The sequence below is a fragment of the Pseudoalteromonas sp. MEBiC 03485 genome, from assembly GCF_004195145.1.
Lineage (GTDB): Bacteria > Pseudomonadota > Gammaproteobacteria > Enterobacterales > Alteromonadaceae > Pseudoalteromonas > Pseudoalteromonas apostichopi.
On record NZ_SGBT01000001.1, the window covers coordinates 495,007 to 509,572 of the forward strand.

The window sequence follows — 14,566 nt, forward strand, 5'->3', positions numbered from 1 at the left end:
CCTTAAGCAATTAAGCTAACAGCTTCATCAACCACCAGAGGCGCAAGTAAATAACCGTGCCGGTATAAGCCATTAATACTGATAACTCGATCTTGTATACTGACTTTAGGGCGGTTGTCTGCAAACGCAGGACGAAGCCCCGATTGCAAGCTCTCGATACGCCCTTCAGCAAAACCGCTATGCACCGTATAAGCAGCAGACAATAACTCAAGTGCAGAGCGCACTGTGACTTTGCCTGTGTCTTGCGATTCAATCTCCGTAGCACCAATCACAAATTGGTGGTTTGGTTTTGGTGCAATGTAAATTGGGTAGCGCGGATGCATCAGTCGTATAGGTCGAGTAAGATTCACCTCTGGTGCATATAAACGCGCCACCTCACCTCGTACTCCGCGAAGTAAAGGCTCATTCTGTTTAGCACCTAAGCCTCGGCAATCAAATACATAATTAAAGCTTTGACCATTCACTTGATGACCATTCAGCTCAACTTTGCAAGCAAATTTAAATTGAACTCCTTGCGATGTAAGCTTTTTGAAACTGGCGCTATAAAATGCCTGATTATCTAGCTGCCCTTCACAGGGTAAATACACCCCCTGATGGAAACGCCCCGCAAGCTCAGGCTCAAGTTCGGCTATTTGAATGCTCGACAAAGATTTCGCTAGATTACTACCAAGGGGCTTTAAACGGCTCACAAAACTTTGTAAATCGCCCTTATCTTGCTGGTGAGCAACCACTAAGCTGCCTGCTTGTTGAAAATATACAGGTTCATCAAGTTCGCTTAAGATTTGCTGCCAACGTGAAATACTATTAAACCCTTGTAATGCTAGATCCTGTTCGCACAGTACTGATTCAGCGAGTGGTGCCAACATCGCTGCGGCAACACTGCCAGCACTATTGCTAGCATGTTGATCATCCTGCTCAAACACACTTAGCTGATGCTCTTTGGCAAGTGCTAGTGCAGTCAAACGACCCGTTAAGCCAAAACCAAGTATCGCTATCTTTAAAGACATAAACTTTCTAGGTGCTAGGCTCTAGGTAAAAACCCAGAACCTATCGCTATGCCTAGCTCCATCAATTAAACTGCTTTGTGGTAAATCTCAGAGCCTGTTTTTTTGAACTCGTCTGACTTTGCTTTCATTTCGGCTTCAACATCGACCATTTTGATTTCGATAGCATCGCCCACGTTATTCGGATCAATGCCTCTAGCCTCAAGATCTTTTGCATAATCACGTACTTCTTGAGTAATCTTCATCGAGCAAAATTTAGGGCCACACATAGAGCAAAAATGTGCAATTTTTCCTGATTCTTGTGGCAGTGTTTCGTCGTGATACTCACGAGCGCGTTCAGGGTCTAAACCTAGATTAAATTGGTCGTGCCAACGGAACTCAAAGCGTGCTTTTGATAATGCGTTATCGCGTTCTTGCGCCCCAGGGTGGCCTTTTGCTAAATCAGCGGCATGGGCGGCAATTTTATAAGTAATAAGGCCTTCTTTAACGTCTTCTTTATTTGGTAAACCTAAATGCTCTTTAGGTGTTACATAACAAAGCATGGCACAGCCATACCAGGCAATTTGCGCGGCCCCAATACCCGATGTGAAATGATCGTACCCCGGTGCAATATCCGTTGTCAGTGGGCCGAGGGTGTAAAACGGTGCTTCTTCACAGTGTTTTAGCTGCTCTTCCATGTTCTCTTTGATCATATGCATCGGCACATGGCCAGGGCCTTCAATGAATACTTGTACGTCATGTTTCCAAGCAAGTTTTGTCAGCTCACCTAAAGTACGTAACTCACTGAACTGGGCTTCATCATTGGCATCTGCAATAGAACCTGGACGCAAGCCATCACCCAGTGAAAAACACACATCGTACTGTTTTAAAATTTCACAGATCTCTTCAAAGTGAGTGTATAAAAAGTTTTCTTTATGGTGTGCTAAACACCATTTGGCCATGATTGAACCGCCGCGCGACACAATACCGGTAACACGTTTTGCCGTCATAGGTACATAACGAAGTAATACTCCAGCGTGAATGGTAAAGTAATCAACACCTTGTTCAGCTTGTTCAATCAAGGTATCGCGGAAAATCTCCCACGTAAGGTCTTCGGCAACACCGTTTACTTTTTCAAGCGCTTGATAAATAGGTACAGTACCAATTGGTACTGGTGAATTACGTACCACCCATTCACGGGTTTCATGAATATAGCGGCCTGTTGATAAATCCATTACCGTATCGGCGCCCCAACGCGTTGACCACACCATCTTCTCAACTTCTTCTTCGATTGATGAGGTGACTGATGAGTTACCAATATTCGCGTTCACTTTAACTAAAAAGTTTCGGCCAATGATCATTGGCTCGGTTTCCGGGTGGTTGATATTATTCGGTAACACCGCACGGCCACGTGCAATTTCATCACGCACAAATTCAGGGGTAATGAAATCAGGAATGCTGGCCCCAAACGATTCGCCTTTATGCTGCGCTGCAAGTAACTCTTCACGAATTTTAGCGCGTCCCATGTTTTCGCGAATTGCCACATACTCCATTTCTGGAGTCACAATGCCTTGTCGCGCATAATGCATTTGCGTCACATTTTTACCCGCTTTAGCACGGCGGATTTTTGGCAAGTGCTCAAAGCGAATATGATCTAAGCCTTCATCCGCCATACGTTGCTGAGAAAATTGCGAAGTGACTGAGTCTAAGACTTCAGTGTCGCCGCGACTCTCAATCCACTTTTCTCGATATTTCTCAAGTCCCTTGCGCACATCAAGCTTAAAATCAGGGTCAGTGTAAGGGCCTGATGTATCGTAAACGCGAATTGGGGCATTAGGTTCAAACACTGGGTTCTCTTCAGTGCCACCGATAAAGGTATCGCTAAGGGTGATTTCGCGCATCCCTACTCGCACATTATCTTGTGTGCCTTCCACATACACTTTATGAGAATTAGGAAAGGGTTGCCCAGTTAAGTTATAAATATAATCAGATGCTGCCGCACGCACTTCGCGGCGAGATGGTTTAGTTGTTGTATTTGACATGACTTACCTCATTACTTTAAGGGTTGTCTTGTCAGATATTGCAAAAGCAATAGAGAGTGGCTAACGCCATTGGATCGTTGTTAATAAGCTAATGCTTACTAGTGCAGCCTGCGCCGCTTATGCCCCAGAAATTTGGCGCACAAGCGCCCATTGAGGCAGCTTGTTCCCTACGCAGGTGTTAGCCTGATCAGGTTCACGGATCCCGCTTTCGCGATCTCAGCCTTGTTAAAGGCACTCCGACAAGTATAAATTCGTTTCTTATAAAACGCCCTGAGTGTACGTCAGTTAAAAAATTGCTGCAAGCTCAGCAACTTTAGTTTTTTGCAATGAAGGTAAAGTGATGCTCGCCTTGCAAGGTTAGTTGCTCACCATTTAAATTAATGGCTGCACCTTCCTTCAACGTTGAAAGTAATTGCTGCTCAAGATCATCAATTTGCTCGCCACACGATTTACGTGTCATACCTAACTTATTGACTGTTAGCATATCTTCGTTTAGCGCACCCTCACCAAAAAATTTATTACAACCAGCGAAGCCATTAACCTGCATCGCTTCAATAAACCGTATAGAGGCAGTTTGGGATACAGGAATTGCTAAACCATTCACTTTTGATAATTGCCACTGTGTATATTTTAATTGCTCACTCGATACAGTACCGGTCGATGAGCAACCCATGCAAAATAGTACTAAAAGAAGAGGCAAGGCTACTAACTTCATATTTTTTTACGACTCAAATTTCAATGTAGTAATAATAACAACATTTAACGCAATTGATCGTTAAAAAAACATGTTTTATCTGTAAAAAATTGTTCTAAGTTAGCTTTTCGAAGAACAACGCAGACTATTTGAATAAGTTATCGACTTCTTCTGGTAAAAAAGGACGACCTTTTTCGTTAACTGATGTGCCAATGACCAAAGCTTGAAGCATTACTTTATCGTCATGTTTACGGTATACCGTTTGTCTAAACGCAAACTTTAAGCGGCTAATTCGCTCAGGCTCAACAGCAACATAAAATTCATCACCAGGCACAAGTGATGCCTTGTAATCCATTTCGCTGCGAAGCACCACAAGGTTTACTTTTTCTCTTGCTAGCTTTGCAAAGTCGACACCTTGGGCATGTAAAAACTCATGACGAGCATGCTCTAAGTAATTAAAATAAACACTGTTATTTACAATTCCTTGTAAATCACACTCATAATCACGCACTTTAAAGTCTACTCTAAAGGTCATAGTCGTATTCCTAATCAATTTACGTATAATTGCCTGCGTTTATACCATAAAAATTGATTTATACCATTTCGCTTAATTGAGCGTTCTATTTTTGGGCAAGCAAGCCTCGCAGGTAATGCTAGGTATAACCCGTCAAAAATGCTTAAGTATTATTGCGAATTGGTATTTATAGCCATTTGGCTAGCTAGGTTGCTAGAATAGCAGTCCCTAAAATGGAGTTAAGAACCCGCATGAAACGACGTTTATCATTATTATCTGCTGCCATCCTGCCTTTATTCGCAGCATCTTCGATTGCTTACGCTGAAGACGGTGAGCTGGAAACAATTGTAGTTACCGGTGATTTCCAAAAAGAGAGCATTCAAACTTTAAGTGCCAGTGCAAGCTTGTTTTCAGACCATGAAATCAATCAACGTGGTGCAAAGTTTTTAGATGAGATGCTAGCTAGCGCTGCCAACGTAAACTTTACCTCAGGCGCATCTCGTGGTCGTTTCGTGCAAATTCGTGGTGTTGGATTACGCTCGCAATTTGTTGATCCTATTAACCCGTCGGTTGGCTTAGTTATTGACGGCATTAACTACTCTGGTTTAGGTGGCAGTTCGCTATTATTTGATATCGACCAAGTTGAAATCTATCGCGGTCCACAAGGAACTCGCTTTGGTGCTGATGCTTTAGCTGGCATGATTCAAATGGAATCAGCTGCGCCAACCTTTGATCCAAGCGTTAAAGTGCAACTGGGTGCGGGCAACTACAATAGCTACGAAGCAGGTATTGCAGCAGGTACTGGTATTACTGATGATACTGCAGTACGTGCCAGTGTTTATCAACGCGAGTCTGATGGTTATGTAGAAAACCGTTATTTAGGTGAAGATACCCAACAACAAGACGAGCTCGTTTCTCGCTTTAAATTGCACAGCCAATTAACTAGCCACTTACGCACAGAACTTAACGTTCATTATATTGATATTAATAACGGTTATGATGCTTTCACGCTCGATAATAGCCGTAATAGCGTTGCTGATGAGCCTGGTGAGGATAATCAAGAAAGTATCGCCGTTGGCCTTGCAAACATTTACACCGGCTTCGATTGGTTTGATGTAAGCCTAAATGTTTCAGGGATCGACAGCGAGCTGCTATACAGCTTCGACGAAGATTGGGTATGTAACGATGAAGCTCAGCCTGAACTATGTGCTGCAGGCCTACATGAGTGGGGTTATAGCTCAACAGATACCTATTTACGCGACCGAAAAGATCAAGCAGCCGAGCTACAATTTAATGGCAAAGCGGGCGATTGGGTGGCAGGTATTTATTACCAAGGCCGCGAAGTCGATTTAGAGCGCCAATACACTTGGCTGGCACAACCTTTTGCATCAAATTATGAAACCAGCAATATTGCTGCATACGGGCAGTTAGCTACACCTATTGGCCCAAAAACAACCTTAATTACAGGTCTGCGCGTTGAACAGTACCAAGGCGACTACACCGACAATAACGGTTTTATTGAAGAAACTGATGATGTCATGGTCGGTGGTAAGCTTGCGCTTGAATATCAAGTCATTGATCGCACCATGATCTACACCAGCATCACCCGTGGCTATAAAGCTGGCGGTATTAACTCTGAAGCTTTAGCAAAAGCAAAAGACAAAGGCTTAAACCTCGATGCTGACTTTTTTGCTAATCACACATCATTTGCCCCTGAGTACTTATGGAGCGGTGAGTTTGGTGTTAAAGGCAGCTCTCTAGACGATAAATTTGTGTTACGTCTAGCCGCCTTTTATATGTATCGAGAAGATATGCAGCTAAAATCGTGGCAAGTTGAAGGTCAAAAGTTCACAGGCTATATCGATAACGCCAGCTCTGGCGAAAACTACGGTTTAGAAATTGAAGGTAGCTTCCAAGCAACTGACAATTTACTACTAACAGGTAGTGCAGGTTATCTACATACAGAAATCAATGACTTTGTGGCTCAATCAGGTCTTGATCAAGATGGTCGCGACCAAGCACAAGCACCTAAGTACCAATATGCATTCACTGCGCGTTATAACTTTACGCCTGCACTTTATGCATCGATTGGTTTAGAGGGTAAAGACGATTATTACTTCTCTGATAGCCATAACTCAAAAGCACCAAGCACGAATTTAGTGAATGCTTCATTTGGTTATGAAGGTGATAATTGGAGCATTAATGCATGGGCACGTAACTTATTTGACGAAGACGTACCAACCCGTGGTTTTGAGTTTGGTAACGACCCATTAGATGGATACACCACTCACACTTACACGCAGCTTGGCGAACCAATGGTTGCCGGTGTGACATTTATTTACGAGCTATAAGCAATTCGGTGCTAAGTTTTTACTTAGCACCCAAATTCCTAGAACCTAATAAATTAAGCCCTTTCAACATCAAAGGCGAGTACGTCTTTAATCTTTTGCTTATTCGTTGCCAGCATAATGAGTCGATCAATACCCAGCGCTACACCCGCACATTGTGGTAAGCCATGCTCTAGCGCTGCGATTAAGCGCCCATCCATTGGCACTTGCTTTAAACCATTCGCTTCACGGTATTGATTGTCTTCACTAAAGCGAGCTGCTTGCTCTTTGCCATCTGTTAGTTCATTAAAGCCGTTTGCCAGCTCCATATTCTTGAAATATAACTCAAAGCGCCCTGCGACTCGCTCATCATGTTGGCAAATTTGGGCAAGAGCCGCTTGCGAAGCTGGAAAATGATAAACAAAACAAGGCTTTTTTTGGCCAATCGTTGGCTCTACCTTCATACAAAATAATAGCTGCAACAAGGTATCTCGGTGCGTTTCATGCGCAGCAATATCGGCAAAGCCCTGCTCCGTTGCTAGTTGCTGCAAAGTGCTGATATTAGCGGTTAAAGGGTCAACACCTAAGGCGTTCATAAAAGCTTGTTGATAAGTTAGTCGCTCTGCGCTTTCTACGCCAAGCACTAATTGCATAAGCTCATCCATTTCATCCATAAGGGCAAATTCATCAAAACCCGGACGATACCACTCAAGCATTGTAAATTCAGGATTATGATGACTACCCGCCTCTTCATTACGAAAGGCTTTGCATAGCTGGAAAATAGCCCCAGAGCCTGCAGCAAGTAAACGCTTCATGGCAAACTCAGGTGACGTTTGCAAATAAAGTGGTAAGCCACCAGCATGACCAGGACCAACAAACTCGGTACTAAATGTCGCTAAATGCACATCGGTTACACTGGCCGCACTTAAGCTTGGCGTTTCAACCTCCATAACATCACGTGCATAAAAGAACTCGCGAATACGGCGGATGATAGCGGCACGGTGGCGTAAAGTTTCAATATCGGCGCTTGGTTGCCAAAGGACATTAGACATAGTGTTTCCCAAGAAAAATCCCAGCAGAAGCTGGGATTTTATAATAATTCATACCAACTCGCTTAATTAAGTGGTCTATTTTGAGGCAATAAAACCTTGCTAGCGACAGGTTTAATCCCTCAAAATGATTAAGTATTATTGCGAATTGGTATTAACAAAGCCTGTTACTTAACACGGCTCACGTATTCACCGCTACGTGTATCAACTTTGATCACTTCGCCGATTTGTACGAATAGAGGAACACGAACAACAGCACCTGTGCTTAATGTTGCTGGTTTACCGCCAGTACCCGCTGTATCACCTTTTAGACCTGGATCTGTTTCAGTGATTTCTAATTCAACGAAGTTTGGTGGAGTCACAGCGATTGGGCTACCGTTCCAAAGCGTGATTGTACAAACGTCATTTTCAACTAACCATTTTGCATTGTCGCCAAGCGCTTTTTCGTCAGCAGCGATTTGCTCAAATGTTTCGTTGTTCATGAAGTGCCAGAACTCACCGTCAGTGTATAGATACGCTAAATCTGTATCCATTACGTCTGCACCTTCAACTGATTCACCTGACTTGAATGTTTTTTCTAGTACTTTACCTGTGATAAGTTTACGAATACGAACACGGTTAAACGCCTGGCCTTTACCTGGTTTTACCATTTCATTTTCTAAGATGCTGCAAGGTTCGCCGTCTAACATAATTTTTAGGCCGCCCTTGAACTCATTGGTGCTATAATTCGCCATCGTTTCCTCTGTCTAAATAATTTCGAGTAATCTACGTGTCAATGATACAAAGAAATGAAGTAAATTTGCATAAAAACTGGCAAAAAGAATTGGCAAATGTTGTCACTTGTCCTGAACGCTTGCTAGAAATGCTAGGATTATCAAGCAAAGTAGACGAAAAAGACCTCAAAGCACGCAGTCTTTTTCCTGTCCGTGTGCCACTGCCTTTTATCAAAAAAATGCGTTATGGCGACATAAACGACCCTCTTTTGCTGCAAGTGATGCCAAAACACCAAGAGTTTTTAGCAAAAACAGGTTACGATAAAGACCCTCTAAAAGAACAAGATAATAATCAACCGGGCTTATTACACAAGTATCGCTCTCGCGTTTTAGTGATGTTTAAAACCGGTTGTGCTGTAAATTGCCGCTATTGTTTTAGACGTCATTTTCCTTATCAAGAAAACCAATTAAACAAACGCAGTTTAATTGAGGCACTGGCATATATAAAAGCCGACGCCAACATCAACGAAGTCATTTTGAGTGGTGGTGATCCATTGATGGCCAAGGACGATGCTGTTAGTTGGTTTATGGATGAGCTCGAACAGCTACCGCAAATTAAACGCATGCGTATTCATAGCCGCTTGCCTGTGGTGATCCCAGCAAGAATTACCGATGAGCTATGTTCGCGCTTTGCTGCATCGCCTTTAAAAGTGGTGTTTATAAACCATATCAATCACGCCAACGAAATTGATGATGACTTTAAAGCGGCTATGCAAAAATTAAAAGTCGCGGGGGTTACGTTATTAAATCAAGCGGTATTACTGAAAGATGTGAATGATTCTGTTGATTCACAAGTTGCACTAAGTGAAGCACTATTTGAGGCAGATATACTTCCTTACTACTTACATCTACTAGATAAAGTTGAGGGTGCCAGCCATTTTGATATAGCTGAGAGTCAAGCACGAGAAATCGTGACGGCTATGCTGGCAGCATTGCCGGGATTCTTGGTTCCTAAGCTGGTGCGCGAGATCGGTGGCGAGCAAAGTAAAACGCCTATCGATCTAAGGGCGTGTTGACCTTTGTTGATTGAAATTTGTTCACTCTAGGGGCGATTTAATCGCGGCGCGAGATTTGTAACCTAGTGGGCTAAGTAAAAATCGAGTAACAAAGAGTTAATCGCCCCTAGGAAGAACCCGAAGGGCAGCGCGTGTTTGGCATTAATGCTGCGTTATCGCCTATTTATGTGGAACAACCACACTACATAGGCTCTGCCTTGCCTAAATACCAAACACACTGCTGCAAAATCAATCATAAAGGGTCAACACGCCCTATCTAATTTAACAACTAAACGTATACGTTTACGTTGTTACCTAGTGTCGCAGTTACCGACTTAGCAGGTGTTTGCGCTGCAGCACTCGATGTTGCTGCGCCTTCGATAAGTGCAAGTGCCGCAGCACCATCAGCCTTTTGCTGTTTTTTAGCAAGCGATGCGCTGTAAACTTCTGCACTTTCGCCACCGCCACTCATCGCTGGTAAGCTTGATCCTGATATATTCATAGTTCATTACCTGACTTTTTATGACAATCCACGTACTATATCGGCATTGCAGTCTAAAGCTTTAGGAAAAAAATGGATTCAATTATTGAACAACTCAATGCTAACCTAAAAATCGTTTATCGTCAGGCACTTGATGCTGATAAAAAATTAGATGACTTACAGCAGCAAGGCCATGGTAAATTCAAAGCCTTATTTGCAAAAGATGCTGGCTTTGATTTTGAAGCAAAACGCTTTAAACCTTACGTTCTCGATGTTGCTGCTGATGTAGAAAGCTTAAGCAACGACGGTATGGACGAAGAAAAACTGAAAAAAACCGTTATTAAACTGCAACAGTTACTACAACTGTTAGCGACGTTTAAGTAACGTAGAAGCCTCTATTTTTATAGAGGCTTACGCGCGAAATAAATTTCACGCCTACACCAACGACATTTAATCTCACAAAGAGAGGTAAGAGACGCTTCGCTGAACATAAACACTATTTGAATCTCTCTTCTTTTCCTCTGTGCTCTCTGTGTCCTCTGTGGTTGGAAAAAGATCTTTAATTCACAAAGAGGCTAAGAGGCGCTGCGCTTTAGAGGGAAACAAAAAAGTATTATCATCACTTCCTCATTCACTTATCTTTGTGCAAATATTTTCGTGCGAAATAAATTTCACGCCTACATGTGGGAGCAGCTTTAGCCGTTAATTGTTTTTCGGCGTTAAAACGCCTCCCACGATATAGGTCTTTTACAAGACCCACAAACAACACAGTTCAACTTTAAACTGACAGCTGACAGCTGACAGCTATCATTCGCCCAAATTTAACGACGGCAATAACTCATCTTCAAACCAATCAGTGATTAAACGCTTATCGTAATAGTAGGCTTCATCGCGCCCCATTTTCATGCGATCCATAAATCCCATATCTTTAAGCTTGATATCATTTGCTTCACTTATCACTTTACCGTTTTTATCGGTAATCGAATAATTTAGGTCGATACGTGGGAAGTAAATTGGCTTGATGATACGTAACTCATTCATGGTACCAAAACGCACATCACCGGCTAGGTCAAGCTCTGTCACTTCAACGTTAAAGGTGTAGCCTTCAGGTAACTTTTCGGCAAGCTTGTTGAAGTGTTTTTCAAAATTTTTCGCCACATTTTTATGAAATGAACCTTTTGGTGAATTGTTGCCAGGTTCTACATCACGGTAATCGTTAAAGTCATGCCATTTAACTTTTGCCTCTCCTGCATGAGCAAAAGCAGGTAGTGCAATGACCATTGCTAAGGCAATTTTTTTTACTGTATTCATCTGTTTCTCCACTTAACAGGTATAGCTAATGATTAAATTTTAGCTGCTGACAATTAACTATAGCTTAATATCTAAACACTTAGGTGTAACCAATATGGTGCAAAATGTAATCAAAAACAAGCGATTCATATTTTTGCTTTATTGTTATAAATCACAATTTATTTATGTAATTTAAGCCGAAATGTGCTGAAATAAGGCTAATTCAACCAGGTATAGTTCATGGATATTTTATGACCATTTTAGTCACCGGCGGAGCCGGATACATCGGTTCTCACACCGTTTTAGAATTATTACAACAAGGCACTGACGTTGTTGTTCTTGATAATTTAAGTAATTCATCGAATGAGTCATTGGCTCGCGTAAAACAAATCACTGGCAAAGACGTCACGTTTTATCAAGGTGATATTTTAGATAGAGCCTGCCTAGACAAAATATTCCGTGAACACGCAATTGATAGTGTTATTCACTTTGCTGGTTTAAAAGCGGTTGGTGAATCGGTTGTAAAGCCTATTGAGTATTACCAAAACAACGTACAAGGTACACTGACTTTGGTTGATGCCATGCGTGACGCTGGCGTATTTAAGTTAGTATTTAGCTCATCAGCAACTGTATACGGTGACCCTGCAAGTTTGCCAATTCGTGAAGACTTCCCGGTTGGCGGTACGACCAACCCATATGGCACATCAAAGCTTATGGTTGAGATGATGCTACAAGATATCGCAAAATCAGATGAACGCTTTGCCTTTGTTATCTTACGTTACTTTAACCCTGTCGGCGCGCATGAATCCGGCCTGATTGGTGAAGATCCGAATGGTATACCTAACAACTTATTACCTTATATTTCGCAAGTCGCAGTGGGTAAGCTAGCAAAGCTAGGTGTATTTGGGGATGACTACGATACTGTAGATGGTACAGGTGTTCGTGATTATATCCATGTCGTCGATTTAGCATTAGGTCACTTAAAAGCACTTAACCGTATTGCAACTGATACAGGTGCACACGTATTTAACCTTGGCACAGGTAATGGTTACTCAGTACTGCAAATGGTTACCGCTTTTGAAAAAGCCAGCGGTCAAGCTGTCCCATATCAAATTTCACCGCGTAGAGCAGGCGACATTGCAGCTTGCTATGCAGCACCAGAAAAAGCGTTAAAAGAGCTTGGCTGGCAAGCTGAACGAGGCATCGATGAAATGATGCAAGATACGTGGCGCTGGCAAAGTAATAACCCTAACGGTTACAAATAGTCAAAGTCTAAAATTAAAAAGCTGATGTTCACACATCGGCTTTTTAATTTGATGAGGCTTTCTTAAGCTGCGCAATCCCCCAGAAAAGTACCCCAGCCCCAGTGCAGGATAAGAAAAAGAACAACCCTAAGCCGACTGGCGATCCCCAAAACAAAATACTGTATAAAACTTCCATCTTTATATCCTTTATTATTATTTGAATAACAAGTTATATAAGTTTTAGGAACAGCCCGTCAAGTAGCAATATCAGCGCATCGCTTGAATACTCTCTAGCGCTGCAGCAAGCTGTGATTTTAGTTTTTTATGACGTATGTAAACAGCGAACACTATAATGCCATTGATACCAAGCTGGATAAGCCATAGGCTGTATGTTTTAAAAATAACCATGTTAAACAAGGCAACAATTAGCAGAGCGGACCAAAGAGCAACACAGCCAATAAAGCTCACATACCAGTAATGAACTTGGTGTTTCAGCTGGCTTTCTTTAAAGTCGAGCATCGCGTTTACGTCTAGCGTTTCAGCCCGCCAAAGCTTTCGTCTTAAACGGTAAGACCAAACGCCAAAACCTAGTGGAATAGGCACTAATAGTGCAAACATGAAGGTTTCATAAGTATGTTTTGCCTCAAACAACATGGCGTAAATACAAAACACGGTTACCACAACACCTAATAAAGAGTCTATTAAACCTTTTAGCTTTAATTTAGTTCGCGACTTTTGTGTTTGTGCAATTAATGCAGCGCTATCCACTTTCGGCGTTGCCTGCACGAATGCCTGCTGCCACTTAGCTAATTGATCATCTGCTTCGAATTTATCCACTTCATTCACTCCATTAGGCTTGCAAGTTGTTGCCTTGCTCTACTTGCACGTTTCGCAACAGCATCTTCAGACAGACCCAGTGTTTCGGCTATCTCACTTTGATTAAACCCTTCAAGCTGTAGAGCAAGCACCTGCCTATATTTCAGCGTTAATTTACGCAGGGCAGCCATTAAATCTAAACTGTCGTCTTGTGATTTGTGTGCACTTAAAGCTTGGGTGTAATCAACACTCTCAGAGCTTGCAACCTCTTTACGGTTTTGCTCTTTAATCACATGATCAACTGCTTTATTGTGAGCTATTCGGGCGATATAGGTTTTTATGCTAGCATCGCCTCGAAAGGCAATATCTGGTGATGATTCATTACTTTCAAATGCGCGCCAAAGCGCCAATGACATCTCTTGAATTAGCTCATCTTGTAACGCTTGATTGATCTCGTAGGTTGCAGCAACACGCGCCAACAGCGGCGCGTATTCATTCAGCAATGTGTTTATTTGAACATCAGCTTTCACTGTACTTCCATGTTTTTATTATTATTTGAACAAACGATTATAGGCACAAAAGAAAGTACACGCTAATACAGGCCCCATCAGTAGCATAGGTAAAAGGCTATACGGTGCAGCAAAGGTAACAAGCATATTAATCAAACAAAGCACGCTTAGCGGTTTAATCACTCTTAGTGCTGTTGCAAGGCTTTCTTTTACAGCTGCACTAAGTGAAGAATTACTTAAAAGTAACAGAGGTACCACAAATATAAGCAGCATATTTATAGGAACAATTGATACAAACATAACTCCTACGCGCCAACGCTCAACATCAACAAACTGACCAGATAATAATGCCGATAACTGCTCACTTCCAATCAAAGTACTCCCTACAGCAAGTTGCACCAGCGCGAGTAAAATACCCACTACTGACCAAACCGCAACTCGTCCCCACTTCGCCCATGTTGTATTGTGTCGAAATGAAAAGCCTTGATTACTATTTAGGTTAAACAATAAAGGCCACACGGTTGCCATTAACATAGGCGCTAACCATTTCGATAATGTTAAACCTATAGGTGCTGGCAATAGTTGCACTAGCCCAGGCAAAATAGCGAACAGTGTCATTAGTAAGAAAAGTTTAAACGGCGCCTTTTTAAATAGCCCCCAACCTTCTTTTAACCAAAGAGCAGCATCACTAAATGGTGCATTCGTTGAATCAAGTTTTAGCGTATTCACAGTTGATGTTGTAGTCGTCATGAGCTTGTCCTTTTCGTAAAAATAGATACATAAGACACTGCCTATCGCTACCACCGAATAGAACAACTTCGTGTCATTTGCAGCTATAGACGAGACAAA

General features: G+C 42.2%; 15 protein-coding genes and 1 riboswitch. Of the genes, 4 read left to right on the plus strand and 11 right to left on the minus strand.

Annotated elements, in window-relative coordinates; translation table 11 throughout:
• Window positions 1-2: 2 nt before the first annotated feature.
• The 4 genes from EVU92_RS02335 to EVU92_RS02350 all read right to left on the minus strand — a co-directional run bounded on the left by EVU92_RS02335 (window position 3) and on the right by EVU92_RS02350 (window position 4,254).
• Window positions 3-1,007, minus strand: coding sequence for an FAD-dependent oxidoreductase (locus EVU92_RS02335; RefSeq protein ID WP_130049855.1), 1,005 nt, complete (start codon window positions 1,005-1,007; stop codon window positions 3-5).
• A gap of 65 nt (window positions 1,008-1,072) precedes the next feature.
• Window positions 1,073-3,025, minus strand: coding sequence for a phosphomethylpyrimidine synthase ThiC (gene thiC / locus EVU92_RS02340; RefSeq protein WP_130049856.1), 1,953 nt, complete (start codon window positions 3,023-3,025; stop codon window positions 1,073-1,075).
• Window positions 3,026-3,172: 147 nt separating this feature from the next.
• A riboswitch (TPP riboswitch) is annotated at window positions 3,173-3,274 on the minus strand.
• A 64-nt stretch (window positions 3,275-3,338) separates the two neighbouring features.
• Complete coding sequence (locus EVU92_RS02345; protein WP_130049857.1) at window positions 3,339-3,740, minus strand: META domain-containing protein; 402 nt, start codon at window positions 3,738-3,740, stop codon at window positions 3,339-3,341.
• 124 nt (window positions 3,741-3,864) lie between these two features.
• On the minus strand, window positions 3,865-4,254 hold the full coding sequence (locus EVU92_RS02350; RefSeq protein ID WP_130049858.1) for an acyl-CoA thioesterase: 390 nt from the start codon (window positions 4,252-4,254) through the stop codon (window positions 3,865-3,867).
• Window positions 4,255-4,484: 230 nt separating this feature from the next.
• Between EVU92_RS02350 and EVU92_RS02355 the strand changes: the two genes are divergently transcribed.
• Window positions 4,485-6,584 (plus strand): TonB-dependent receptor, encoded by a 2,100-nt coding sequence (locus tag EVU92_RS02355; protein ID WP_130049859.1) that lies wholly within the window; start codon window positions 4,485-4,487, stop codon window positions 6,582-6,584.
• A 53-nt stretch (window positions 6,585-6,637) separates the two neighbouring features.
• Here EVU92_RS02355 and epmA read toward each other — a convergent pair whose 3' ends face one another.
• Together epmA and efp are read right to left on the minus strand one after the other, a co-directional pair.
• Window positions 6,638-7,612 carry an elongation factor P--(R)-beta-lysine ligase gene (epmA, locus tag EVU92_RS02360; protein ID WP_130049860.1) on the minus strand — a complete coding sequence of 325 codons (975 nt, stop codon included), beginning with the start codon at window positions 7,610-7,612 and terminating at the stop codon, window positions 6,638-6,640.
• A 164-nt stretch (window positions 7,613-7,776) separates the two neighbouring features.
• Window positions 7,777-8,343 (minus strand): elongation factor P, encoded by a 567-nt coding sequence (gene efp, locus EVU92_RS02365; protein ID WP_054554126.1) that lies wholly within the window; start codon window positions 8,341-8,343, stop codon window positions 7,777-7,779.
• A gap of 41 nt (window positions 8,344-8,384) precedes the next feature.
• Between efp and epmB the strand changes: the two genes are divergently transcribed.
• On the plus strand, window positions 8,385-9,398 hold the full coding sequence (gene epmB / locus EVU92_RS02370; RefSeq protein ID WP_130049861.1) for an EF-P beta-lysylation protein EpmB: 1,014 nt from the start codon (window positions 8,385-8,387) through the stop codon (window positions 9,396-9,398).
• Window positions 9,399-9,666: 268 nt separating this feature from the next.
• Here epmB and EVU92_RS02375 read toward each other — a convergent pair whose 3' ends face one another.
• A complete protein-coding gene (locus EVU92_RS02375) occupies window positions 9,667-9,879 on the minus strand; it encodes a hypothetical protein (protein ID WP_130049862.1) in 213 nt (70 codons plus the stop codon).
• A gap of 72 nt (window positions 9,880-9,951) precedes the next feature.
• Between EVU92_RS02375 and EVU92_RS02380 the strand changes: the two genes are divergently transcribed.
• Complete coding sequence (locus EVU92_RS02380) at window positions 9,952-10,242, plus strand: hypothetical protein (RefSeq protein WP_054554123.1); 291 nt, start codon at window positions 9,952-9,954, stop codon at window positions 10,240-10,242.
• A 423-nt stretch (window positions 10,243-10,665) separates the two neighbouring features.
• Here the strand turns inward: EVU92_RS02380 and EVU92_RS02385 are convergent, their stop codons facing one another.
• A complete protein-coding gene (locus tag EVU92_RS02385) occupies window positions 10,666-11,169 on the minus strand; it encodes a DUF3016 domain-containing protein (RefSeq protein WP_130049863.1) in 504 nt (167 codons plus the stop codon).
• Between the two features lie 230 nt (window positions 11,170-11,399).
• Here EVU92_RS02385 and galE point away from each other — a divergent pair, with 230 nt between their 5' ends.
• The gene (gene galE, locus EVU92_RS02390) at window positions 11,400-12,413 is read left to right on the plus strand and encodes a UDP-glucose 4-epimerase GalE (protein WP_130049864.1); all 1,014 of its coding nucleotides are present in this window, start codon (window positions 11,400-11,402) and stop codon (window positions 12,411-12,413) included.
• 246 nt (window positions 12,414-12,659) lie between these two features.
• Here the strand turns inward: galE and EVU92_RS02395 are convergent, their stop codons facing one another.
• The 3 genes from EVU92_RS02395 to EVU92_RS02405 are packed head-to-tail and all read right to left on the minus strand — an operon-like array spanning window position 12,660 to window position 14,467.
• Window positions 12,660-13,229, minus strand: a complete 570-nt coding sequence (locus EVU92_RS02395) for a hypothetical protein (RefSeq protein WP_130049865.1) — start codon at window positions 13,227-13,229, stop codon at window positions 12,660-12,662.
• A gap of 5 nt (window positions 13,230-13,234) precedes the next feature.
• Window positions 13,235-13,738 carry a sigma-70 family RNA polymerase sigma factor gene (locus EVU92_RS02400; protein ID WP_130049866.1) on the minus strand — a complete coding sequence of 168 codons (504 nt, stop codon included), beginning with the start codon at window positions 13,736-13,738 and terminating at the stop codon, window positions 13,235-13,237.
• Window positions 13,739-13,759: 21 nt separating this feature from the next.
• On the minus strand, window positions 13,760-14,467 hold the full coding sequence (locus EVU92_RS02405) for a hypothetical protein (RefSeq protein ID WP_130049867.1): 708 nt from the start codon (window positions 14,465-14,467) through the stop codon (window positions 13,760-13,762).
• Window positions 14,468-14,566 lie beyond the last annotated feature (99 nt).